The sequence below is a fragment of the Rhodoferax sp. genome (assembly GCF_010365055.1).
Classification (GTDB): domain Bacteria; phylum Pseudomonadota; class Gammaproteobacteria; order Burkholderiales; family Burkholderiaceae_C; genus Rhodoferax.
Genome location: NZ_JAAFHA010000072.1, coordinates 1 through 20,374, shown reverse-complemented (window position 1 = coordinate 20,374; position 20,374 = coordinate 1). Strand labels below are relative to the sequence as shown.

Below are 20,374 nucleotides of genomic sequence, written 5' to 3'. Positions count from 1 at the left end.
GCAATTCGGTCTGACGCATGACTACTTCTCCATATGCCATTTGGCGATATACGGAGTGTAATCATGTTTCGTTATTTACATGTCACGGTACTAGAAGTACGCCGGCAACTGCACTGGTGCTGTATTGGGGAGATCATCCAAGGCACTTCGCATCTGCACCCTCTGCTGTTGGGTCAAAGATGCCAGTTGTCCGAGAAGCTTGATAAAGTCGCTATGGCCCATGTTGCGCCTCCACGTTTGGTGACGTCAGATCAACTTTAGGCAGGGAGCAGTGCATTTTCAACAGTTAATTCAGACATAGCCCGCAACTGGCCCGCTTCGACCCATTGATAGGGAGGGGATGAGAGAATGTTTGCTCACGCCGACTTAGGATCGATATGGCTGCACCGAAACCAAAAGCTCTCGCCCTCAATAAACATGATTTTGAAATACTGTCCGATTTTCGCTACCAGATCCGCAAGTTCGAGCGCTTTAGCGAGGAGGTGACGCGCCAGCATGGCCTAACGCCTTTACAGTATTTGCTGCTGCTGCATGTCAAAGGCTACCCCGGTCGCGACTGGGCAACCGTCGGAGAACTCGCGGAGCGCCTGCAGGCGCAACAGCATGGAGTGGTCGCACTGATCTCGCGTTGCGAGAAGCTGGAATTTGTCGAACGCCGTCGCTCCTCTGAAGATGGGCGACGGATCGAAATTCACCTATTGGAGGCTGGTGAAAAAGTGCTCACTGAACTTGCGCAGTTACACCGAACTGGGTTGCTGTCCTTGCGTGGGCGTTTCGTCGTCCCCGATGTAAGGGCTTTTCACCACGCATAAACCAGGCTCGATATGCCTCAATGGCACAATCGATTGGCCCATGACGCATACCCGACTTCGTCCAGTCTAGCCATTTATATCATGATGTGATGTATTTACCGAAAAAAATTAAAACTTGCTAGGTCTTATCCTGCAAATCGACAGTGGCGTGAGTCGTCATGATTGGAGTGCGATGCCAACGATTGATCACGATTTTGGACAAGTGTTGTTGCAGCGGTAGCTTACGGTGCATCAACGCTTGAGCTCAGCCCGTTTGGCCGTCATGGACGCCCATTTGTCAGCGTCAGGAAGAGCCGCCTTGGTTCGGGTGATGGTTTTCCACTTTGGCGCGAGTTCTGCATTCAATGCGATGAAGTCCTGCTGGTCGGCGGGTACATCCTCTTCGGAAAATATGGCGTTGACTGGGCACTCTGGCACACAGACCGCGCAGTCAATGCACTCGTCCGGATCAATTGCCAGAAAGTTGGGGCCCTCACGAAAGGCATCCACCGGGCAGACATCGACACAGTCGGTATATTTGCAGCTGATGCAGGACTCGGTGACAACGAACGTCATGATTTTTCTCCTTCATTCAAGCAGCATGCTCCGGCGGAGCAAGCGTTGCGGGTCAAGATGACGCGTTGCCGAACCTGTTCTTGCCACTTGGTGGGAGCTTGCTCAGCGCGTGTCATGGTGCGTTATTGCGTGCCTTCAATCGTGGTTGTGAAGCTCACGCCGTGTGGCAGATGCGGCCCTGCTGTTGTACTCAGGCAGCCTTGAGCTCAAATACGGTATCGTCCCATGCATGGTCGAGCAGGATGCGCTGCACGCGTTGCTGCCACATGCGTCCAAATTCAATGCGTTGTTCGTCTGTGGCCTGAGCTGAGAGGCAAAGCTGCATCAGGCGCATGGTTTGTGGGTCCCCCGGTGCGCGGTGCGGATAGGCTTGGGCCAGCACGACCTGGCCGGTGTCGGTTCGCGTGAAACGAAGCTCGGCCTCGATATCCACGTTGAACTGCAGCAGACCGCGCCGCACAAACTGGCCACCAATGCCGGCAAAGCCGCCGCCGCTGGCGGCCCCGGTGAGCAAGCCCAGCACATTGGCGACCACACCGGCGGTGCCGGTCTCAAGTGGGTCGCGCAAGCTCACCTGGATGGCCCCGCGTGTGGGCATGTCGTCGCCGTACAAGGTCTTGATGGCGCGCACGCCGAGCCAGTAGGCCGAGGCAACCCTCGGGCAAGAATGGCCGGCTAGCCGCACCGCATCTCCGTAGCCATAGCTCATTAGCCCGCCAGTGACGGATCCGAGTAAATCAGCGAGCGGATCGCGCAGTGTGATGCGCGGCACCTGATCGAAAAAATCAGGGAAATTCATGGAACTCCTCAAAGACAGGCGAAGTCGATCACGATGGCGCCTGACTCCCGTTGCACGTACTCAATGGAAACGGCATCGCCGTACCGGGCGACGAGTTGGTTCAACAGCGGAATCGGATCGTGGTCATTGCAAAAGCGCATGGTCTCGCCGGGTTGCAGTGAATCAAGCGCACCAAAAATGGCGGCATGACGGAAACGCTTGGCAACGCCGCGCGCATCGAACGGATAGATGGCTTCGGGGGTGACGTGGTTGGTAGCGCAGGAACTCATGGTGAAACCTCTTGTGGTTGGGAAAAAGTAATAGCCCTGCTGCTCTTGGCGCAGCAGGACCCGTTGCGGGAAGAAACGCTCGCGATTGCCGGGCTAACTGTGCAATGCGCGCGCGGATGGAACAGACAATCGAGAAACATGCTCATATACTTGCATTGCCTTAAAGATGCATTTTAAATACTTCTTACGGTGAGGGTCAATCCCTTAACCCCTGCCGCATTGATGGGATAGACGCTCAGTCATCTCAAGGAACTTTTTCTGACGCCATTCGTTTATGAAATTGAATGATTGATATGCTGACCTCCGATGGTTCCGAAGATGACTGGGTAAGCCGTGCGCGAGCGGGCGACCGGAAAGCATTTTCTGAACTGGTGCGCAGTCATCAGAAGTCGGTCTACCGCTATCTGTTGCGCATGCTGGGGTCTCACGACGAAGCGATGGAGTTGACGCAGGAAGCGTTTATCAAGGTTTGGCAGGCGCTGCCGCAGTGGCGCCCCGAGGCTCAATTCCGTACCTGGCTGTTGCGGATCGCGAACAACACTGCGCTCGATGTCCTGCGGCACCGGAAGTTGATCGAATTCGTGCCGCTGGAGGACTCGTTTGATGCGCCCGGTTCCGAGCCCGATCCAGAACACCAGGCACAGGTCTCGCAGGAAGTGCGTCAGCTGGACGTGAGCCTGAAGAAGCTGGCGCCGGAACATCGGCAAATACTTTTGTTGCGCGAGGTGGAAGAAATGTCTTACGAAGAAATTGGAAGTGTGCTGTCCCTGAACGAGGGGACAGTGAAGTCGCGGTTGGCCCGAGCGCGAGCTGCCTTGCTTGAAATTCGCTTAAGGAGTCGGTCATGAGCTCTGCCGAGAAGTGTCCAAGAACAGAGGCGATATCTGCCCTGGTCGACGATGAACTAGCCGAACCCGCTCGCCTTGCGCTCGATGCACACGTCGCCGGCTGCGCGCTCTGTGCGCCGGTGCTGACCGAGTTCAGGCAGTTGCGCACCACCTTTGCCGCATTGCCAGAGGTGACGCCCAACGTCGATTTCGCCTTTCTGGTGGATTGCCGCATCGCCGCCGCGGGCGTTCCAGGGCCAAAATCAAAGCCGCAACGCTGGCGTTGGTGGCAGCTCGCACCCGCGACGCTCGGCGGCGCCCTCTCGCTTTCGCTCGGCGTCTATCTGGGCGGCACACTGATGCTGGGGTCGCAGATCACGGCCCAACCTGCGGCGCTGCAGATGGCTGCCTTTACCGCAATCCCTCCGGGCGCTTTGTGCCCGGCCCTGCAAGCCTGCAATTCAATAGGTCGCTGACATGAAACGCTACTGGATTTATCTACTACTCGCGATCTCGCTGTTGGTCAACGTGGGCGTACTCGCCGGCGCGTGGTTTCAGGTCTGGCGCGCGCAAGGCGCGACAGAACTGGCCTTCTTCGGGATGGGTCACGAACGCGTTCCGGACTATTTAAAGCTCGATGGCCCGCAAATTGAGCGCTGGCATTCGATGGAGCAAGACTTCGTCAAGATACTCCAAGATGTCGGCAGCGAAATCCAGATTCACCGCGAACGTCTGGTGCGCGAGATTTTCTCTGCGCAGCCCGATGCGTCAGTCGTTGAGCGCGAGCGCGCTGCAATCTTCATGCTGCAGGAGGCGCAGCAGCGCAGCGTCATTGAGCAACTGATCAAAGAGCGAGAGATGTTGAACGCGAAGCAGCGGCTCGCCTTGGCCGACCTGCTGCTAAAGCAGTATCCGCGCAGCGCAGTCGGCACGCCGCAACTGCACGCACGCTGATCCGCACCAGCGCCGATTGCTCGGGTCCAGAGGGGCTTGAAGTGGTGAATGCACTCTGAATCGAAAAATCGTGGAATAAATCTCCAACTGCTTCGTTTCTCCAAATAAGGCCAGATCGAATCAAGACCGGGTCAAGATCAGAAAAAAGTCCGTTTTTGACACTGGAGAGTAACGATCCCAGGCAAAGCCGGGGGCTTTCAAACTGAGAGCGTCTCAATGCGGCTCGACGGGGCCGCTAATGGGGCCGCTAACGCGGCCCCAACTCGTTGTGTCACCAAGCTTGGTAGCGCACAAACCGGAATTGACGTGATTTTCAGATTCTGCTAAAGTAGTAATTAATTACTATCTTCATATTTATTTGAGAAGAAACTATGAATATTCCTACAAAACATCTGCCCGCCGAAGAAAGACGGGTTGTCACCGTTGAAGCCGTCATTGAACTGGCCGGTTCGCAAAATCCGAGCGACATCACGACTGCCGCCATCGCCAAGCACATGAATCTGACTCAAGGGTCTATTTTTCGCCACTTTCCAACCAAAGATGCCATTTGGCAGTCCGTCATGGAATGGGTCGCGGATCGGCTGTTAGCGCGGGTCGACAGCGCAGCAAAAGGCATCGATTCGCCATTAGCGGCGTTGCAGGCCATGTTCATGGGTCATGTCGATTTCGTGGTTGAACACCCCGGCGTGCCCCGGATGATGTTCGGTCAATTGCAAAACGCCGACTCCACGCCGGCCAAGTACGCGGTCCAAACGTTGACCCAACGCTACGCCGCCCGCGTACGCGCCCTCGTCGAGCACGGTAAGACCACAGGCGAGATCACGCTGGAGGTGGACACCCACGCCGCGGCGACGCTGTTCGTCGGGAGCATTCAGGGCCTGGTGATGCAGTCCATGCTCTCCGGCGACATCCAGCGCATGCGCATTGATGCGCCGGGTGTTTACGCAATTTTTCAACGTGGTTTAAGGAGCAAGCAATGAAGAAATTCCGGTCCAGACCAGAATGGATACGATTATGAAACCCTTGTCACGGCTGCTGCTGTTTACCTTTCTTTTTTCCACCGTAAAAGCGGTTGTTGCGGCGGATCCATTGCCCCTGTGGGAAGCGATGGACCGTGCCGTGCAATCCAACCCGGCAATCAAAAGCCAGCGCGTTGAAGTCAGCAGGCAAACGCTGGAGCAGGATATCGCCCGCAGCCAGCATTTGCCCAAGGTCGACTTGAGCGCGGCTTACACCCGCTACGCCTATCCCACCTTCGTTACGCCGATTCGCGAGGTCGGCGTCTTCCCGCCCATGGACACGGCTATTGCCAATATTGGCCTGGCACTGAATCTGCCTCTCTACAGCGGTGGCAAGTTGGTGGCCGGCGAGGCGCTGGCCACGCACAACCGCGAGGCTTCCGTCCAGGCGTTGCGTGCCGGTGGGCAGGACCTGCTGTTCAATGTCGCCGCCACCTATACCAAGGCGCTGCATTTCCGCCAACTCGCAAAGGTGCTGGATGTCCGAATCCAGGCGCTGCAGCAGGAGGAAAGGGACATCGGATTGCGTATCCAGCAGGGGCGCGCCGCCCGGCTTGAGTTGATTCGACTCCAGACCCAGTTGTCTCAGGCGCGTTACGACAAGGTGTCTGTCACGCAGGCCGAGAAAGATGCGCTGTCGCTGCTGGCCGCGTTGCTGGGTGAGAGCGGCTCGGCACCGATTCTGTCCAATCTGGGCGCAACCGCGCCGGTTCTGCCTGTCTCGGCTGAAGAGGCTATCGGCCGCGCCCTGCAGCAGCGGCCAGATATTCTCAGGCTTGATGCCTTGGGCAAGGCTGCCCAGCAGAAAACCGCCATCGCCCGCGGCGACCGCTTACCGCAAATCAATCTAGTGACAAAGGTGCAAGAGTCTGCCAGCGGCAATTGGAATGGGTATTACGATTGGCAGATCGGCGTGCAACTGTCCCTGCCGCTGTTTGACGGTGATATCCGCAAGCACCGGGTGGATCAGGCAGGTCTCGAACAGCAGAAAAACGCTTTGCAACAGGAGGACGCCCGCAACCGCCTGGTCAGCGAAGTCGAACAGGCTTTCGGTGCCCTGTCCGAATCACGCGCCCGGCTGGAAGCTGCTACCCAGGGAGAAAGCGAAGCCAGTGAAGCGCTGCGGATCGAAACCCTGCGTTACCACAGCGGCGAGAACACTATCACCGACCTGCTCGGCGCCGAATCCGCCCACTGGTCCACCACCGCGAGCCGTCTCCAGGCAGGGTATGACATTACCGTGAGCCAGGCGAGACTGCTGCGCGCCATCGGCGAGCTCGCGCCAGACAGTTTCAGGCCCGCGGTCGGGGACAAAAAATCTGGTGCGGAGCATTCTTCATCCGACGTTGACTCGTACATCCTCACCCAATATCTCTCATGGCACGGCTGCGGAACGACCTGCGGCGGCGAGTCGATCGCCCAGAAAGCCAGTGTCGGCATTTCACCCCATCAAAAGCTCACCGCAACGGATCATCCGGGGCACTCTATCCAGCAAGGAGCAAGGTAATGAACAAAAAAATAGCAATCGTCGGCATTTTGGGCTTGGGCGTTGCGGCCGCCGCACTGTGGTATTTCGCGCCTTGGGCAACGCAGTCGGACGACGGCACGGTATTCGCCTCGGGCACGATGGATGCCACCGAAATCGCAGTCTCCTTCCGCGTGCCCGGCATCTTGCATAGTCGGCCGGTGGCGGAAGGCAGCCGCGTCAAGCCGGGCGAACTGCTGGCCGCACTCGACGAGCGCGAGTCTGTCGCCCGGCTGCACCAGGCGGAAGCGGCTCAACAGGCCGCCCAGGCGCGACTCAAAGATCTGGAGCAGGGTTACCGCCCGCAGGAGATCGCCGAGGCCCGTGCGCAAACCGACCAGGCCCGCGCCAATCTGGCCAATCTAAAAGGGGAAGCGGCGCGTTCCGAAGCGCTCTTCAGTGGCGGTGCCATCAGCCAGCAGCGGCGCGACAAGGATCACACCGCCGCCACTGTGGCGACAGAGCAGCACCGCGCTGCACAGGAACGGCTCAAACTGCTGCAAAGCGGCTATCGCCCCGAGACCATTAACGCCGCACGGGCGCAGCTCGGTGAAGCGCAGGCCGCTGTCGAAGCCGCTCGCGTCGCCCGGGAGGATCTGCAGGTCAAAAGCTTGTTGGATGGCGTGGTCACCCGCACCCATGCGGAGGTGGGCGAAACCTTGGGAGCGGGGCGCCCGGTGGTGACAGTCACCAATATTTCCAAGCCCTGGGTACGGGTCTACATCCCGGAAAACCAGATCGGCAAGGTGCGTCTTGGCGCAGCCGCCAAGATCAAGGTCGATACCTTCCCCGACCGGGAATTCGATGGCCGCGTGAGCTATGTCTCGTCGCAGGCGGAGTTCACCCCCAAGAACGTGCAGACCCAGGAAGAACGGGTGAAGCTGGTGTTCGCAGTAAACGTGACTCTGGACAACCGCGACGGCGCGCTCAAGCCCGGCATGCCGGCTGACGTTTACATCGCCTCTACTGCGGATGGGACTGCACGGTGATCCCTCCAGTCAGCCTCTTCGGACATGACCGGCAGATACTGCAGCGCCTGCAGCGCCGCGACCGCTACGCGTTGCTGCTCTATGTATTTTTCGGTGCGGTGATCGTGGTGGCGGGCGAAGCGGCGGCTATTAATCTGAGTATGGTCGATCGCTATGGATTCATGCCCCTGCTGCTGCGCGGCGTAATTTACCTGCTGCTGACCCTGTCGCTTTGGATGCTCCTGCTGCGCGCGAACCGGCGCCTGGTGACCGGTCTGATGGCCGAAAAACGGCGGGGCTATGAATCGATCCTGCACGCCTACGATAGCGCGCTCTCGCTCAAGGATACCTATACCGGCGGCCATGGACGCAGAGTGGCGCATTACACGCGCCTGATTGCCGAGTCGATGGGACTGCAGGAAACCGAGGTGGATTCAGTTAGCGAGGCGGCACTGCTGCACGACCTGGGAAAGATCGCGATTCCCGACCACATACTAACTAAACCGGAGCGTCTCACTATCGATGAATTCGCCGTGGTGCAGAACCACCCCGCCATCGGTGCTGAAATCCTCCAGTCGATGCCGTCGCTTCGCCGCCACGCCACGGCGGTGCGTCATCACCACGAGCGCTTCGACGGCAGCGGTTATCCGGACGGACTGTGCGGCGCGGATATCCCCCTCGCGGCACGCATTATCGCAGTGGCTGACGCATTCGATGCCTTGAGCAGTAATCGCAGCTACCGCCATGGCGTCAGCGTGGACCGGGCGTTGGATGAAATTACCCAGGTTGCAGGCAGCCATTTCGACCCAAAGGTTGTCGCCGTGATCACCAGAAAACTTGCCCGCGACGCCCTGTTCGCGGCACACGCAGAAATGCCATGAACGATATCGCTATTCAGGTCAGTGGCCTCGGCCGTGCCTTCGACGAAATGTGGGCGGTGCGAGGCCTCGATCTGGAAGTGAGGCGCGGCGAAATTTTCGGTCTGGTGGGACCGGACGGTGCCGGCAAGACCACCACCATGCGCATGTTGACCGGCATTCTCGCTGCCAGTGAGGGCAGTGCGACGGTGGCGGGCTTTTCCATCCAGGGCGGCGAGGAGGAGATCAAGTCCCGTATCAGCTACATGTCGCAGCGCTTCGGCCTGTACGGTGACCTCACGGTAGAGGAAAACCTGCGTTTCTACGCCGACCTGTACGAAGTACCACGAAGCGAGCGCGTGCCGCAGGAAGAGCGTCTGCTCGGCTTCTCCAACCTCACCCCGTTCAGAAAGCGCCTGGCGCGTGATCTCTCGGGGGGCATGAAACAGAAACTTGGCCTGGCCTGCGCCCTGATCCACAAACCGGAAATCCTGTTCCTCGACGAACCCACCAACGGCGTCGATCCGGTGTCGCGGCGCGACTTTTGGCGCATTCTCTACGCCATGCTCAAGGAAGGGGTGACGATCTTCGTCTCTACCGCATACCTCGACGAAGCGGAGCGCTGCACCCGTGTTGGTCTGATGCACGAAGGTCGCCTGATTCAGTGCGATACGCCACAAAGACTCAAGGAAGGCATCCCTGGCCTGCTGCTGGAGCTGGAAACGGCGCAACCCCGCGTCGCACGGGAGGCGCTCGCCACCCGGCTGGGTTCCAATCGCGTGAGCCTGTTCGGCGGCAAGTTGCATCTCTACGCCGCAGACGAGGGGGAGGCGGAGCAGGCTCGCACCGTGTTGCGCGAGGCCACCATCTCAGTACTGGGCGAAAACATCATCACCCCGTCGCTGGAGGACGTGTTCATTTATCAACTTACTCGAAACAAAGAGGAGACGACGACATGAGTGCGGAATCCGCCGTGGAAGTGCGTGACTTGACCCGGGTATTTGGCAATTTCGTCGCCGTCGACCATATTTCGCTCACTGTGGAAAGAGGCCAGGTATTCGGCTTTCTCGGCCCCAACGGCGCCGGCAAATCCACCACCATCCGCATGCTGTGCGGCCTGCTGTTGCCCAGTTCCGGCGAAGGCCGGGTGGCGGGCTTCGACGTTATGACTGAGTCCGAAACCATCAAGCGGCACATCGGCTACATGTCGCAGAAATTTTCGCTCTACGATGACCTCAGCGTGGAGGAGAACATCGACTTCTACACCGGCATCTACAACGTGCCCAAGGCCAATCGCAAGGCGCGTAAGGACTGGGTGCTGGAGATGGCGGGTCTAAGGGACAAGCGCAACAACCGCACCGGCTCGCTGGCCGGCGGCTGGAAACAGCGCCTGGCCTTGGGCTGCGCCGTGCTGCACGAACCACAGATACTGTTTCTCGACGAGCCGACCTCGGGCGTGGACCCACTCTCACGGCGCCAGTTCTGGGACCTGATCGCACAGATGTCGCATGGTGGCACCACCGTTTTCGTCACCACCCACTACATGGAGGAGGCTGAATACTGCGATGAGCTGGCGCTGATTTACCACGGAAAAATGATCGCCAAGGGCAAACCCGCCGATCTCAAGACCCTGATACCCGAGGATATTCTGGAAATTCACGTGGAACGCCCGTTCGATGCGCTGGAACAACTGGAAGCCTCGAAGCTGACACAGGAGGTTGCCCTGTTCGGCGACGCCCTGCATGCCGTGGTCGGCAATGCGGTCACGGCAAGCGTAGCACTGAAAGACTTCCTTGTGCAGCAAGGCTTCGCCGTGCAGTCCATCAAACAAGTCCCCCCCTCGATGGAGGACGTGTTCGTTTCTCTGATCGAACTCGATGACCGCCAGCGCGCGCAAGGAGAAAAGACATGAAAAAACCCGGATTTTCCTGGATCCGGCTGTGGGCGCTGGTGAAAAAGGAATTCATCCATATCATCCGCGACCCGCGCTCCCTGGCGATGGCGTTCCTGATGCCGCTGATCCTGCTGATCCTGTTCGGCTATGCCATCACCATGGACATCAAGACGCTCAACCTCGTCGTTTACGACCAGGACAAGAGCGCCGCCAGCCGCAATTACCTGGAAGGCTTCCCGGCCTCCAGCTACTTTAGCGTGGTGGCGGCAGTGGGAAACTACGCCGGCGCGCGTGCGTTGCTCGACCAGGGAAAGGCGCACTTGGCGTTAGTGATCCCGCCGCACTTTGCGCGCGACTTGGAGCAAGGGCGAACGACGCAGGTGCAACTGCTCGCCGACGGCTCGGACGCCAATACCGCAACCATTGCCATGGGCTACGCCGAGGCCATCACCAACCGCTACAGCACGACGCACCTGGGCAGCAAGGTCGAGCTCGCCGTGGATAACCGTCTGCGCGTCTGGTACAACCCCGAGCTGAAAAGCCGCTGGTTCATCATCCCCGGTCTGATCGCCGTGATCATGACGGTGATCACCGCGCTGCTCACCTCGCTTACAGTCTCGCGCGAGTGGGAGAGCGGCACCATGGAACAGCTGATCGCCACGCCGGTGCAGCCGATCGAACTGTTCCTCGGCAAAATGGCACCCTATTTCGTGATCGGCGTGCTGGACGTGCTGTTTTCGGTGGCGATGGGGGTATGGGTGTTCGATGTGCCGCTGCGCGGCAGCTTCCTCTTCCTGCTCGGCGTCACCGCGATGTTCCTGGTGGGGGGGCTGAGCCTCGGCATCATGGTTTCCACCATCGCCAAATCGCAACTGGTGGCGAGCCAGCTGGCGATGGTGGTGACCTTCCTGCCCGCCTTTCTGCTCTCCGGCTTTCTTTACTCCATCGACAACATGCCGCGCTTTTTGCAGGTAGTCACCCACGTGGTGCAAGCGCGCTATTTCGTCGAGGTGCTGAAGAACATTTTTCTCAAGGCCAGCCCACCTTCTTTCGTGGCGGGCGACCTGATTTTCCTCGGACTGTTCGCGGGGGCGGTGTTCGCCGTCGCTCTGGGCAAGTTCCGCAAAAAACTGGCCTGACGGAGGCATTATGTGGGAACGAATCTATCGCATGCTGGTGAAGGAATTCATCCAGGTGCTGCGCGACCCGCGCATGAAGGCGCTGATCTTCGTCATGCCGGTGATCCAGCTGATCATGTTCGGTTACGCTGTGACTACCGACGTGGACCACATCAAGACCGCGGTGTGCGACCTCGACAAGAGCCCACAGAGCCGCGCGCTGATCGAGCGCTTTACGGCTTCCGGCTATTTCACCGTGGTGCACAACACCAACGAACCTGAAAGGCTGGGCGAACTGCTCGACCGGGGCAAGGCCACCATCGGCATCCAGATCAACCACGGCTTCGCCGACGACCTGAAATCGGGACGTCAGGCGGCAATCCAGACGATTATCGACGGCACCGATTCGAATACGGGCACGGTGGCGATGGACTATGCCCAGCGCATCACCCAGGAGTTTTCCCGTACGCGCATCATGTCGGGCGAGCTGACCCAACTGGCGCAGCCGCAGGCCGACCCCATCGAGTTGCGCGCGCGCGCCTGGTTCAACCCCGATCTGAAGAGCCGTTATTACAACGTCCCCGGCGTGATCGCCGTGGTGGTTTTGCTGATCTCCCTGCTGCTCACCGCCATGGCGATCGTGCGCGAGCGCGAGATCGGCACTATGGAGCAGTTAATGGTGACGCCAATCCGGCCATTCGAACTGATCCTCGGCAAGACCCTGCCGTTCGTGTTGATCAGCTTCATCGATGTGCTGGTGGTCACTTTTATCGGTATTAACTGGTTCAACGTACCGATCCAAGGCAGCCTGGGGTTGCTGCTGCTCGGGTCCGGGCTGTATCTAATGTCCACCATCGGCATCGGGCTGTTCATTTCCACCATTTCCCAGACCCAGCAGCAGGCACTGATGTCATCGTTTTTCTTTTATCTCCCGGCGGTGTTGCTGTCCGGCTTCATGTTCCCGATTTCGAATATGCCGGAGCCAGCCCAGTGGCTCACCTATCTCAACCCGCTGCGCTACTTTCTGGCCATCATCCGGGACATCTTTCTCAAAGGCAGCGGCTTGGAAATCCTGTGGCCCCAGTTCGCGGCCCTGGCGGTGCTGGGCACCGCGCTTTTGCTCATTAGTTCACTTCGTTTCCAGAAAAGGATGGTCTGACATGAAAGACACTCGTAACCTTATTCTTAATCTTGCCTCTTCGGCTTGCCTTGTGCTCGCCGCAACCGGCGCCCAAGCGACCGAGCCGCTCGTCCTGCAGAAGGTCATGAAAGACCTGGGCAAGAACATGCAGGTCGTCACTGATGGAATTTCTCGCGAGGACTGGACACTGGTGGAGAAAACCGCCCCGCTGATCGCCGATCATCCCCAGCCACCTTTCTCCGAGAAAATCCGAATCATGAGCTTCGTCGGCACCGACATGGCCAAGTACAAGGTCTATGACGGTGAAACCCACGACCAAGCGCAGGCGGTGGGCAATGCGGCAAAGGCCAAGAGCGGCCCGGGCGTCATTCTGGCCTTTCAGAAGCTCCAGACCAACTGCTACAACTGCCACAGCGAATTCCGTAAACCCTTTGTGGCGCATTTTTACGGCAAGAAAGAGGTCGTTCAGTGATTCATTGTCATGCGGGCGCTTTCTTCACAGCTCCGTACGGCCTTAACGGCACAGCAGGAAATCAATCATGAATACTGATGAAACCAATAAGTCCAAGAAGACGCAATTGGAAAAATGGCACGAAACCACCCGTCACTACCTGTTTGCCGATCAGGAAAACCTCGCCGACGCAGCCGTGAAAGCACTGCTTGCGTCGAAGCTGGACAGCCACGGCGCTCAGGATCACCTCATTTCCCGAGTGCGCGGAAGGTTGCTGCGCCTCTTGACACGCTCGGCACAGCACGATCAAAACCCGCTACACGAACTGGAGCGCGGCTTCTATTTTCAGGTCTGGTTCATCGCGCAGCACCCCGATGTTTCCAAGCGACTTCTGGGGTGGTTGTCGCAAGGCAGCGACAACCGTATTCGCCGACGCATCCAAATGGTCATCGACCAGTACGAATCACGCCTTTGCCGAATGATTGAACGGGCCAGGCACCAGGGACTCATCCGGTCCGACATCGAACCGCATACCGCGGCTAGCCTGTTTATCGGCATGATCCAGAGCTTGGCGATCAGAATGAATACCGATTTTCACCAGCGAGAGCTGTTGTTGCGCGAGGCAGTCGAGATTTTCACCCTGTACCGGGCAGGGATGGCCGCCCCGTCGAATTGACATCAGCCGAAGACGAATTCTTAGCAACACACCTATTAAAAAGGAAAGTTCACATGACCACATCCAAACAACAACGCGGGCTTGCTATCTGGGCGATTTCCTTGGTGGCGATCGGGTTCGGCCTGCTGACCATCAAAGAGGGCGGCACGATCCTGTTCGGTGGCGACGCGGCGCGCGTCGCGGCCGGCAACTATGTGCCGTTCGTGCTCTGGTTCAATTTTTTGGCGGGCTTCGCCTATGTCGTCGCTGGTGTCGGGCTGTGGCTGCGCCAACGCTGGGCGGTGGGGCTGGCCGTCACCATCGCAGCGGCAAGCGCGTTCACCCTGGCGGCTTTCGGCGTGCATGTCTATTCCGGCGCAGCCTACGAGCAGCGCACCGTGATCGCCATGAGCTTGCGAACCTTGGTGTGGGCGACGATTGCGGCCATTGCCTGGCGCGGCTTGATGCGGCGCATGACCTGACGTGATGCAAGCCGCTACCAGCCATTCGCCACGGTGCGAACGCCAGCACTAAAACGAGGAGAAACACGATGCACATACATTACCTGCAGCATGTGCCGTTTGAAGGGCCTGGAAACATCTTGGACTGGGTGCAACGCGGCGGGCACACGCTCGGCGCGACGCGGTTCTACTGCGGCGACCCCCTGCCGGCTGTCGAAACACTGGACTTGCTGGTGGTGATGGGCGGGCCCATGAATGTTTACGAAGAGGCCCGCTATCCGTGGCTCGCCGACGAGAAGCGTTTCATCGAGCAGGCAATCGCCGCCGGCCGGCGCCTGCTGGGCGTTTGTCTTGGGGCACAGCTCGTCGCCGACGTACTAGGTGCGAAGGTGTACGCCAATACCGACCGGGAAATCGGTTGGTTTCCGGTCGAAGCGACGCAGGCCGCGTCCGAGCCCGGGCTGTTTGCCGCATTCCCCCGGCAGATCGATGTTTTTCACTGGCACGGAGATACCTTTGACATCCCGGCCGGCGCGGTACATGTCTCACGCAGTCCCGGTTGCGCGAATCAGGCCTTTGTTTACGACGAGCGCATCGTCGGCTTGCAGCTTCACCTGGAAACGACGCCGGCCAACGCCCAACAAATCATCGCCCACTGCGCCGATGAGGTCGTCAAAGGCCGCTTCATCCAGTCGCCGCAAGAGATACTTGCAAACCCGCATCAGTTCAAAGCCATCAATTGCGCCATGAGCGAGTTGCTCGATCGGCTGACGGCTGCCCCGGCCGGTGGGGGAGCCATGTGAAGATATCCTTTCTTCGCCCAGCGCGCGACGTGACGGAGTTCGTGCCATCTCATCGAGACCGGTCAATGCCTTTTTCAGAAGTCCGGATATTTGGTGGAGGCTTTGCTGTGCGGGCGTCGATTCACACGCTCGGCGGCTTCTCGGCGCATGCTGATCAACACGCCCTTCTGGCCTGGACAGCGGGATTTCACAAGCCACGAGCCCGAACTTTTGTGGTTCACGGTGAAGCTGCCGCGGCGGAAGAAATTGTCTGCGTCCTGCACACGTTTTACGACGGCAAACCAGCAGTGAATATCGTGACCCCGAATTAATCATGCGCGCAGTCAATCTACCTCCCACCACAATGCCGCGACTGAAAAAGTACAGTCTGAGCCAGGCCGCTTGGCTACTCATGCTGCTGGTTTGCATGACTCCCGCCAACGCACAAGCCAGCAATGACGATGCCTCCAGTACCGGGGCGTGCAAGGCCGATGAGGTCATCAGATTCCGGGGCGGCACTGCCAGACTGGAGAACGACCGCTTTACCGGCACTGATCAAAACTACACGAACGGTGTGGCATTCACGGCCGTCTCGCACGACATCGTCGGAAAACTCAAACCCGAGTGCCTGCCCGCACCGGTACGACTGCAGGCGAAACTCATCACGCTTGTGAATCCTGGTTTTTGGGCGGATGCCGAAGACCCCGCACACACCCAAAATGTGGTCGTGAGATTTGGCCAATCCATGTTCACACCAAAAGATTTTTCCAGGACCGACCTGATCGAGGACGATAGACCTTATGCGGGCTTGCTGTACGTGGGCATGTCGTGGAACCGGCGCCACCACGAACCGCAGAGGAACTCGGAAATACTTGATACGCGCGAGATCACCTTGGGCGTCATTGGCCCCTTGGCACTTGCCCAACCGACACAAGATCTGGTGCACGATGTAATGGGCGTCGACAGATTTCTGGGATGGCAAAACCAGTTGAAGAATGAGCCTGCACTGCAATTGGCGATGGATCGCAAATTCAGGGACTACCGTGGAACGGGCGCGATCCAGCCCGGATTCGCGGCCGATTCGATCCGTTCACTGGGGCTGCGACTGGGCAATATCGAAACTTCCGCGACCGTGGGTATTGAGGGGCGACTCGGGTGGAATCTGCCGAACGATTTCGGAAGCTATCCCATCAGGCCGGGTGCCGAAAACCGTCCACCATCCGCCGCTTCCATCCGCGGCGGCGCGGACGACGTTGCGTTCGCAGTCAACCGGCCCCGAGCGGGGGCTCACCTTTTTGGCACGCTCGAAACGAAGCTCGTCCTGCATGATTTTTCGCTCGACGGCAATCTCTTTCAATCAAGTCACAGTGTGACCCGCAAGCCCTGGGTTGTCCAGGCGGCGGTCGGGGTCAGCGTTCAGGGCCGTGTCGCAGGACACGGTGTCAAGCTCGCCGTGATGCGTGTCTACCGCACACGGGAATATGAGGAACAGGGGCCACGTCAGGCCTATGGCTCTGTCGCGCTGAGCATTGAGTTCTAAAACGTATAACGTACTGTGGTTACGTCCATTCACCGTTTAGACGAACAAAGAAAGCTGAAGAATGAACAGTCGAAATCACAGCCGCAGATCTGCTGCCATGGACACAAACACTTTCGTTGACGATCTTTGATCGCCGTGATGGCGAGATGCACGGCGGGTCCTGATGGCCAACGTCATGCTCGGCCTGCCGTGACGGACTATACGACCGCTGCGCTACTGATCAAAAAAAACTGGAACAAATCTCCAACTTCTTCGTTTATTCACGTAAGGCCCAGTCGCATCAAGACCGGGCCTTGAAGAGAACGAAGTCCGTAACCAACACTGGAAAATTAACCATCATGAAATTCAAACAAATCACAGTCAAAGCTTCTGTCCTGGCGACCCTCTCAACGGCACTTCTGCTCGCAGCAGGGCCTGCATCCGCCCATTGCGATGGCGTGGACGGCCCAGTGATCAAAGCAGCGCAACAAGCGCTCGATACCGGGAACGTCAATCGCGTTTTGATCTGGGTGCAGCCTTCTGATCAGGCGCAGATCAAAGACGCGTTTCGCAAGACGCTCGACGTTCGGCAGTTGAATCCTAATGCCAAGAAAATGGCTGACTATTCCTTCTTCGAGACGCTGGTACGCGTGCATCGAGCCGGAGAAGGGGCGCCTTACACAGGGATCCAGCCTGCGGGCCGCGACCTTGGTCCAGCCGTGGTGGCCGGCGACAAGGCGCTTGAAACGGGCGCCGTCCAACCTTTGGCGAACCTGCTGACGCAGGCGGTACACAAGAGCGTCGGAGGTCAATTCAAGGACGTTATCGCCAAGAGGGATTTCAAGGTTGACGACGTTGCCGGCGGACAAGAGTATGTCAAGGCGTACGTCGGCTATATCCATTCAGTTGAGCGGATTTACAAAGCCACTGAAGTTCTCGCGCACGGTGACTCTCAGGACGGCGCTGCCTCGGCCCATCAGCACTAAAGCAACTAAGGAAGAATGTCATGAAACTGCAGAGACTATTGAAGTCACGTATCTCGTTGGCGCTCTTTGCCGGACTCTTTTACCTGACATGGAAATCCTTGGCCCAGTATTTCGGGCTGCATGAAGCCATCAATGGCCTAGGTATGGACGCCATTGGGCTGGGCAATGGCGGTCTCGCAATGGCCTGGGCGCTTGGGCATTGCGATGGGTTGGATGGGCCCGTGGTGACGGTGGCACGAAAGTCGCTTGAAACCGGCAATGTCAACCTGGTCCTGCCCTGGGTGCAGACCGAGGACGAAGGCGAAATCCGGAAAGTGTTCGACCAGGCGAGGTCGGTGCGCAACCTCGGCGCAGAGGCGCGCGAGCTCGCCGACACGCATTTCTTTGAAACACTGGTGCGCATCCATCGCGCTGGCGAAGGCGCGCCCTTTGGCGGCTTGCAGCCGGCCGGCCGCGATCTCGGCCCAGCGGTTCCTGCTGCGGATAAGGCGCTCGAACATGGCTCGGTCGAACAGGTGGAGAGACTGTTGACCGCCGCGATACGCGACGGCATACACAAGCATTTTGACGCCGCAATGAGCCACCGCAAATTCGACCCGGACGACGTCGAGGCGGGACGTGCCTATGTCAAAGCCTATGTTCCCTATGTCCATTACCTGGAGCGGCTATGGCAGGCCGCACAAGGCGCGGGACACGCACATGCCGATGACCAGCATCACGCCGGGCATGGGCATTAGCTGAGGCATCGATCAGCCGGGCACGGTTGATTGCGACGCAGAGTTCAGGCATGCTCCAAATCAACCCGGTCATGGGTTGCCTGAGCGCGAATATTGCAGGAAAACCTGACTCCATCGGACCACGCTTCGCACCTGCAGCTGATTGTTAAGGATGAGTTGGTCAATTTGAATGAGACGTCATCCCGGAAAGCCTCCAGGAGATCGACACAAGTATTTTTATGAAGGGCTTCGCCTCGGAAGGATAGAAAAATTGAAACCAAACGTCATCAAGCCAGCTACCGTAAACAACACTTCACGTGCAGTGAGGGCCAGCCTCGTGACGCCACCCTGGAGGCCGATCTGGCTCCTGGCTGCACCCCACCGCCTGGCCTTTTTTATGGCTGCGCTCATGCTGGTGATGAGTTCGGCATGGTGGGGAATCATATTGGTAAACCGAACTCTCGGCACGGCACTGTTCTGGGCGGTGCCGGTTTCAGCAGCTCATGGGCTGTTGATGACCATGGGGTTCATGCCACTGTTTTTCGCTGGGTTTCTTTTCACAGCCGGGCCCAAGTGGTTGCGTCTGCAGGAAGTCACAGCGCGTAGTTTGTTGCCTGGCTTGATATTCATGCTGACTGGCTGGGTCCTCGTCCTGATCGGCTTTCATACCTACACTCTGGTGTCCTGCGCAGGCATGACATTGGTCGCTGCAGGCTGGACAGTTCTGAGCGTGAAATTCTCCATGATGGTGCGACGAAGCGACGTGCCTGACCGTATCCACGCTCGCCTGGTGGAATTCGCATGTGGCGTTGGCGCCATCGCGTTGTGGACGGCGGCGGTGTCGCTGGCCATCGGTTCGGAGTTAATACTGCGAACCGCCACGCAGATGGGGTTATGGGCATTTATTGCGACCCTATTCGCAGTGGTATCTCACCGCATGATTCCGTTCTTCGGTGCCAGCGCAGTTCCGTTTCTCGACGCATGGCGGCCGATGTGGTTGCTGTGGGTAATGGTCACTGTTCTGTGGCTGGAAGCCGCGTTTAGTGCAGCGGAGTTGTGGTCAGGGCCTTTTTCAGCCGCCATGAGATGGGGCCAGGTCGCCGTCGAATTACCAGCTTCCCTTCTATTGCTCGGGCTGGCGATACGGTGGGCTCTGGTACAGAGCCTGAAAATCCGACTTATCGCCATGCTTCACGGCGGCTTCACGTGGTTGGGGATTTCCTTCGCGCTGAGTGCCCTGTCACACACACTGATGGCGCTGACAGATGGAGCACGCTCTCTGGGACTTGCGCCTCTGCATGCCATGACCATGGGTTATCTAGGCGCCACCATGTTCGCGATGACCACGCGGGTGAGCAGTGGGCACGGTGGCCGACCTGTCGCCGCGGATGACGTAGCCTGGACTTTGTACTGGATACTGCAGTCAGCCGTGCTGCTGCGCGTCACGGCCGCAATTTGGCCCGCAGTTGGCACACCTTTCACTCTGCTGGCGATTGCGGCATGGACAGCGGCCACGCTAGGTTGGGCGCTCCGGTACGGCCGCTGGTTTGGTCGTCCCCGCCTGGATGGTCGACCTGGTTAATCTAGATTTTTCAAAATGATTGCAGGTCCATCTGTCATGTCGGTTTGGTGGTTTTGTCAGGGTTGGAAATCAAAATTGACACAATAGAGGTCTTCTAGAAACGATGGATTTGGCGCGCTTTGACTTTGCACATAACAGTAATTCGTTTGTACGTATGGAGGGTCAGTTGAAGACGAGAACAGACTGGCGTGACGAGAGACTGAGCCGGGCGATTGTTGTGTTTGTTGTCACCGTGATCCCGTCGGACTTTGGTGCCTGAAGTGCACGGCGCGCGCGCAATTATTCTCGTGTATGAGTGTATCTAAGCTGATCCCAGCATCTTGATGGTTAGGCGGCCGCTTCACAAGCCATTGCAGTCATTGATGCATGTACTGGTGACTGACGTTAAGGGGAATGGCACTTACATAAGCGGCATGACGTCGAGGTCACGAGCGTAAGCACTTGAATTTGAATACAAAAAGAGGTGACTGACCCGTGGATTGAT

General features: G+C 58.3%; 24 protein-coding genes. 21 read left to right on the top strand and 3 right to left on the bottom strand.

Features of this window, described 5'->3' with window-relative positions; genetic code table 11:
• The first annotated feature begins 377 nt into the window (after positions 1-377).
• On the top strand, positions 378-812 hold the full coding sequence (locus GZ093_RS14940; protein WP_296487238.1) for a MarR family transcriptional regulator: 435 nt from the start codon (positions 378-380) through the stop codon (positions 810-812).
• 231 nt (positions 813-1,043) lie between these two features.
• On the opposite strand, the gene fdxA is transcribed toward GZ093_RS14940, so the two are convergent.
• From fdxA to GZ093_RS14925, 3 genes are all read right to left on the bottom strand, one after another.
• A complete protein-coding gene (fdxA, locus tag GZ093_RS14935; protein ID WP_296487235.1) occupies positions 1,044-1,367 on the bottom strand; it encodes a ferredoxin FdxA in 324 nt (107 codons plus the stop codon).
• Between the two features lie 190 nt (positions 1,368-1,557).
• Positions 1,558-2,166 (bottom strand): hypothetical protein, encoded by a 609-nt coding sequence (locus GZ093_RS14930; RefSeq protein WP_296487233.1) that lies wholly within the window; start codon positions 2,164-2,166, stop codon positions 1,558-1,560.
• 8 nt (positions 2,167-2,174) lie between these two features.
• Positions 2,175-2,435, bottom strand: a complete 261-nt coding sequence (locus tag GZ093_RS14925; RefSeq protein ID WP_011466403.1) for a DUF2249 domain-containing protein — start codon at positions 2,433-2,435, stop codon at positions 2,175-2,177.
• 284 nt (positions 2,436-2,719) lie between these two features.
• Here GZ093_RS14925 and GZ093_RS14920 point away from each other — a divergent pair, with 284 nt between their 5' ends.
• The 20 genes from GZ093_RS14920 (at position 2,720) to GZ093_RS14825 (ending at position 19,890) form a co-directional block, all read left to right on the top strand.
• Positions 2,720-3,283: a sigma-70 family RNA polymerase sigma factor gene (locus GZ093_RS14920; protein WP_296487229.1), complete on the top strand. Its 564-nt coding sequence runs from the start codon at positions 2,720-2,722 to the stop codon at positions 3,281-3,283.
• Positions 3,280-3,738 (top strand): zf-HC2 domain-containing protein, encoded by a 459-nt coding sequence (locus GZ093_RS14915; protein WP_296487227.1) that lies wholly within the window; start codon positions 3,280-3,282, stop codon positions 3,736-3,738. The genes GZ093_RS14920 and GZ093_RS14915 overlap by 4 nt, the downstream gene beginning before the upstream one ends.
• A gap of 1 nt (position 3,739) precedes the next feature.
• Positions 3,740-4,216, top strand: a complete 477-nt coding sequence (locus GZ093_RS14910) for a periplasmic heavy metal sensor (protein WP_296487224.1) — start codon at positions 3,740-3,742, stop codon at positions 4,214-4,216.
• A gap of 371 nt (positions 4,217-4,587) precedes the next feature.
• Positions 4,588-5,196 (top strand): TetR/AcrR family transcriptional regulator, encoded by a 609-nt coding sequence (locus tag GZ093_RS14905; protein WP_296487222.1) that lies wholly within the window; start codon positions 4,588-4,590, stop codon positions 5,194-5,196.
• Positions 5,197-5,230: 34 nt separating this feature from the next.
• Positions 5,231-6,742, top strand: a complete 1,512-nt coding sequence (locus GZ093_RS14900; protein ID WP_296487221.1) for a TolC family protein — start codon at positions 5,231-5,233, stop codon at positions 6,740-6,742.
• Complete coding sequence (locus GZ093_RS14895; protein ID WP_296487219.1) at positions 6,742-7,749, top strand: efflux RND transporter periplasmic adaptor subunit; 1,008 nt, start codon at positions 6,742-6,744, stop codon at positions 7,747-7,749. Before GZ093_RS14900 ends, GZ093_RS14895 begins: the two co-directional genes overlap by 1 nt.
• Positions 7,746-8,609, top strand: coding sequence for an HD-GYP domain-containing protein (locus tag GZ093_RS14890; protein ID WP_296487216.1), 864 nt, complete (start codon positions 7,746-7,748; stop codon positions 8,607-8,609). Before GZ093_RS14895 ends, GZ093_RS14890 begins: the two co-directional genes overlap by 4 nt.
• Positions 8,606-9,544, top strand: a complete 939-nt coding sequence (locus GZ093_RS14885; RefSeq protein ID WP_296487213.1) for an ABC transporter ATP-binding protein — start codon at positions 8,606-8,608, stop codon at positions 9,542-9,544. The genes GZ093_RS14890 and GZ093_RS14885 overlap by 4 nt, the downstream gene beginning before the upstream one ends.
• Positions 9,541-10,497: an ABC transporter ATP-binding protein gene (locus GZ093_RS14880; RefSeq protein ID WP_296487211.1), complete on the top strand. Its 957-nt coding sequence runs from the start codon at positions 9,541-9,543 to the stop codon at positions 10,495-10,497. The genes GZ093_RS14885 and GZ093_RS14880 overlap by 4 nt, the downstream gene beginning before the upstream one ends.
• The gene (locus GZ093_RS14875) at positions 10,494-11,618 is read left to right on the top strand and encodes an ABC transporter permease (RefSeq protein ID WP_296487208.1); all 1,125 of its coding nucleotides are present in this window, start codon (positions 10,494-10,496) and stop codon (positions 11,616-11,618) included. Before GZ093_RS14880 ends, GZ093_RS14875 begins: the two co-directional genes overlap by 4 nt.
• A 10-nt stretch (positions 11,619-11,628) precedes the next feature.
• Entirely contained in the window at positions 11,629-12,756 is a 1,128-nt protein-coding gene (locus GZ093_RS14870) for an ABC transporter permease (protein ID WP_296487205.1), read from the top strand.
• Between the two features lies 1 nt (position 12,757).
• Positions 12,758-13,210, top strand: coding sequence for a cytochrome C (locus tag GZ093_RS14865; RefSeq protein ID WP_296487202.1), 453 nt, complete (start codon positions 12,758-12,760; stop codon positions 13,208-13,210).
• Positions 13,211-13,277: 67 nt separating this feature from the next.
• Positions 13,278-13,865 (top strand): hypothetical protein, encoded by a 588-nt coding sequence (locus GZ093_RS14860; RefSeq protein WP_296487200.1) that lies wholly within the window; start codon positions 13,278-13,280, stop codon positions 13,863-13,865.
• A gap of 53 nt (positions 13,866-13,918) precedes the next feature.
• Entirely contained in the window at positions 13,919-14,326 is a 408-nt protein-coding gene (locus GZ093_RS14855) for a hypothetical protein (RefSeq protein WP_296487192.1), read from the top strand.
• Positions 14,327-14,394: 68 nt separating this feature from the next.
• A complete protein-coding gene (locus tag GZ093_RS14850) occupies positions 14,395-15,108 on the top strand; it encodes a type 1 glutamine amidotransferase (protein WP_296487190.1) in 714 nt (237 codons plus the stop codon).
• 65 nt (positions 15,109-15,173) lie between these two features.
• On the top strand, positions 15,174-15,419 hold the full coding sequence (locus tag GZ093_RS14845; RefSeq protein ID WP_296487188.1) for an MBL fold metallo-hydrolase RNA specificity domain-containing protein: 246 nt from the start codon (positions 15,174-15,176) through the stop codon (positions 15,417-15,419).
• Positions 15,420-15,421: 2 nt separating this feature from the next.
• Positions 15,422-16,627, top strand: a complete 1,206-nt coding sequence (locus tag GZ093_RS14840; RefSeq protein WP_296487186.1) for a lipid A deacylase LpxR family protein — start codon at positions 15,422-15,424, stop codon at positions 16,625-16,627.
• A gap of 338 nt (positions 16,628-16,965) precedes the next feature.
• Positions 16,966-17,592 (top strand): DUF6448 family protein, encoded by a 627-nt coding sequence (locus GZ093_RS14835; protein WP_296487185.1) that lies wholly within the window; start codon positions 16,966-16,968, stop codon positions 17,590-17,592.
• A 20-nt stretch (positions 17,593-17,612) separates the two neighbouring features.
• A complete protein-coding gene (locus GZ093_RS14830; protein ID WP_296487183.1) occupies positions 17,613-18,329 on the top strand; it encodes a DUF6448 family protein in 717 nt (238 codons plus the stop codon).
• 250 nt (positions 18,330-18,579) lie between these two features.
• A complete protein-coding gene (locus GZ093_RS14825) occupies positions 18,580-19,890 on the top strand; it encodes an NnrS family protein (protein WP_296487181.1) in 1,311 nt (436 codons plus the stop codon).
• The last annotated feature ends 484 nt before the right edge of the window (positions 19,891-20,374 follow it).

Excerpts from the sequence above, each read along its gene's own strand:
- GZ093_RS14940 (WP_296487238.1), top strand. The coding sequence starts at position 378 with ATGGCTGCACCGAAACCAAAAGCTCTCGCCCTCAATAAACATGATTTT.
- fdxA (WP_296487235.1), bottom strand. The coding sequence starts at position 1,367 with ATGACGTTCGTTGTCACCGAGTCCTGCATCAGCTGCAAATATACCGAC.
- GZ093_RS14930 (WP_296487233.1), bottom strand. The coding sequence starts at position 2,166 with ATGAATTTCCCTGATTTTTTCGATCAGGTGCCGCGCATCACACTGCGC.
- GZ093_RS14925 (WP_011466403.1), bottom strand. The coding sequence starts at position 2,435 with ATGAGTTCCTGCGCTACCAACCACGTCACCCCCGAAGCCATCTATCCG.
- GZ093_RS14920 (WP_296487229.1), top strand. The coding sequence starts at position 2,720 with ATGATTGATATGCTGACCTCCGATGGTTCCGAAGATGACTGGGTAAGC.
- GZ093_RS14915 (WP_296487227.1), top strand. The coding sequence starts at position 3,280 with ATGAGCTCTGCCGAGAAGTGTCCAAGAACAGAGGCGATATCTGCCCTG.
- GZ093_RS14910 (WP_296487224.1), top strand. The coding sequence starts at position 3,740 with ATGAAACGCTACTGGATTTATCTACTACTCGCGATCTCGCTGTTGGTC.
- GZ093_RS14905 (WP_296487222.1), top strand. The coding sequence starts at position 4,588 with ATGAATATTCCTACAAAACATCTGCCCGCCGAAGAAAGACGGGTTGTC.
- GZ093_RS14900 (WP_296487221.1), top strand. The coding sequence starts at position 5,231 with ATGAAACCCTTGTCACGGCTGCTGCTGTTTACCTTTCTTTTTTCCACC.
- GZ093_RS14895 (WP_296487219.1), top strand. The coding sequence starts at position 6,742 with ATGAACAAAAAAATAGCAATCGTCGGCATTTTGGGCTTGGGCGTTGCG.
- GZ093_RS14885 (WP_296487213.1), top strand. The coding sequence starts at position 8,606 with ATGAACGATATCGCTATTCAGGTCAGTGGCCTCGGCCGTGCCTTCGAC.
- GZ093_RS14880 (WP_296487211.1), top strand. The coding sequence starts at position 9,541 with ATGAGTGCGGAATCCGCCGTGGAAGTGCGTGACTTGACCCGGGTATTT.
- GZ093_RS14875 (WP_296487208.1), top strand. The coding sequence starts at position 10,494 with ATGAAAAAACCCGGATTTTCCTGGATCCGGCTGTGGGCGCTGGTGAAA.
- GZ093_RS14870 (WP_296487205.1), top strand. The coding sequence starts at position 11,629 with ATGTGGGAACGAATCTATCGCATGCTGGTGAAGGAATTCATCCAGGTG.
- GZ093_RS14865 (WP_296487202.1), top strand. The coding sequence starts at position 12,758 with ATGAAAGACACTCGTAACCTTATTCTTAATCTTGCCTCTTCGGCTTGC.
- GZ093_RS14860 (WP_296487200.1), top strand. The coding sequence starts at position 13,278 with ATGAATACTGATGAAACCAATAAGTCCAAGAAGACGCAATTGGAAAAA.
- GZ093_RS14855 (WP_296487192.1), top strand. The coding sequence starts at position 13,919 with ATGACCACATCCAAACAACAACGCGGGCTTGCTATCTGGGCGATTTCC.
- GZ093_RS14850 (WP_296487190.1), top strand. The coding sequence starts at position 14,395 with ATGCACATACATTACCTGCAGCATGTGCCGTTTGAAGGGCCTGGAAAC.
- GZ093_RS14845 (WP_296487188.1), top strand. The coding sequence starts at position 15,174 with ATGCCTTTTTCAGAAGTCCGGATATTTGGTGGAGGCTTTGCTGTGCGG.
- GZ093_RS14840 (WP_296487186.1), top strand. The coding sequence starts at position 15,422 with ATGCGCGCAGTCAATCTACCTCCCACCACAATGCCGCGACTGAAAAAG.
- GZ093_RS14835 (WP_296487185.1), top strand. The coding sequence starts at position 16,966 with ATGAAATTCAAACAAATCACAGTCAAAGCTTCTGTCCTGGCGACCCTC.
- GZ093_RS14830 (WP_296487183.1), top strand. The coding sequence starts at position 17,613 with ATGAAACTGCAGAGACTATTGAAGTCACGTATCTCGTTGGCGCTCTTT.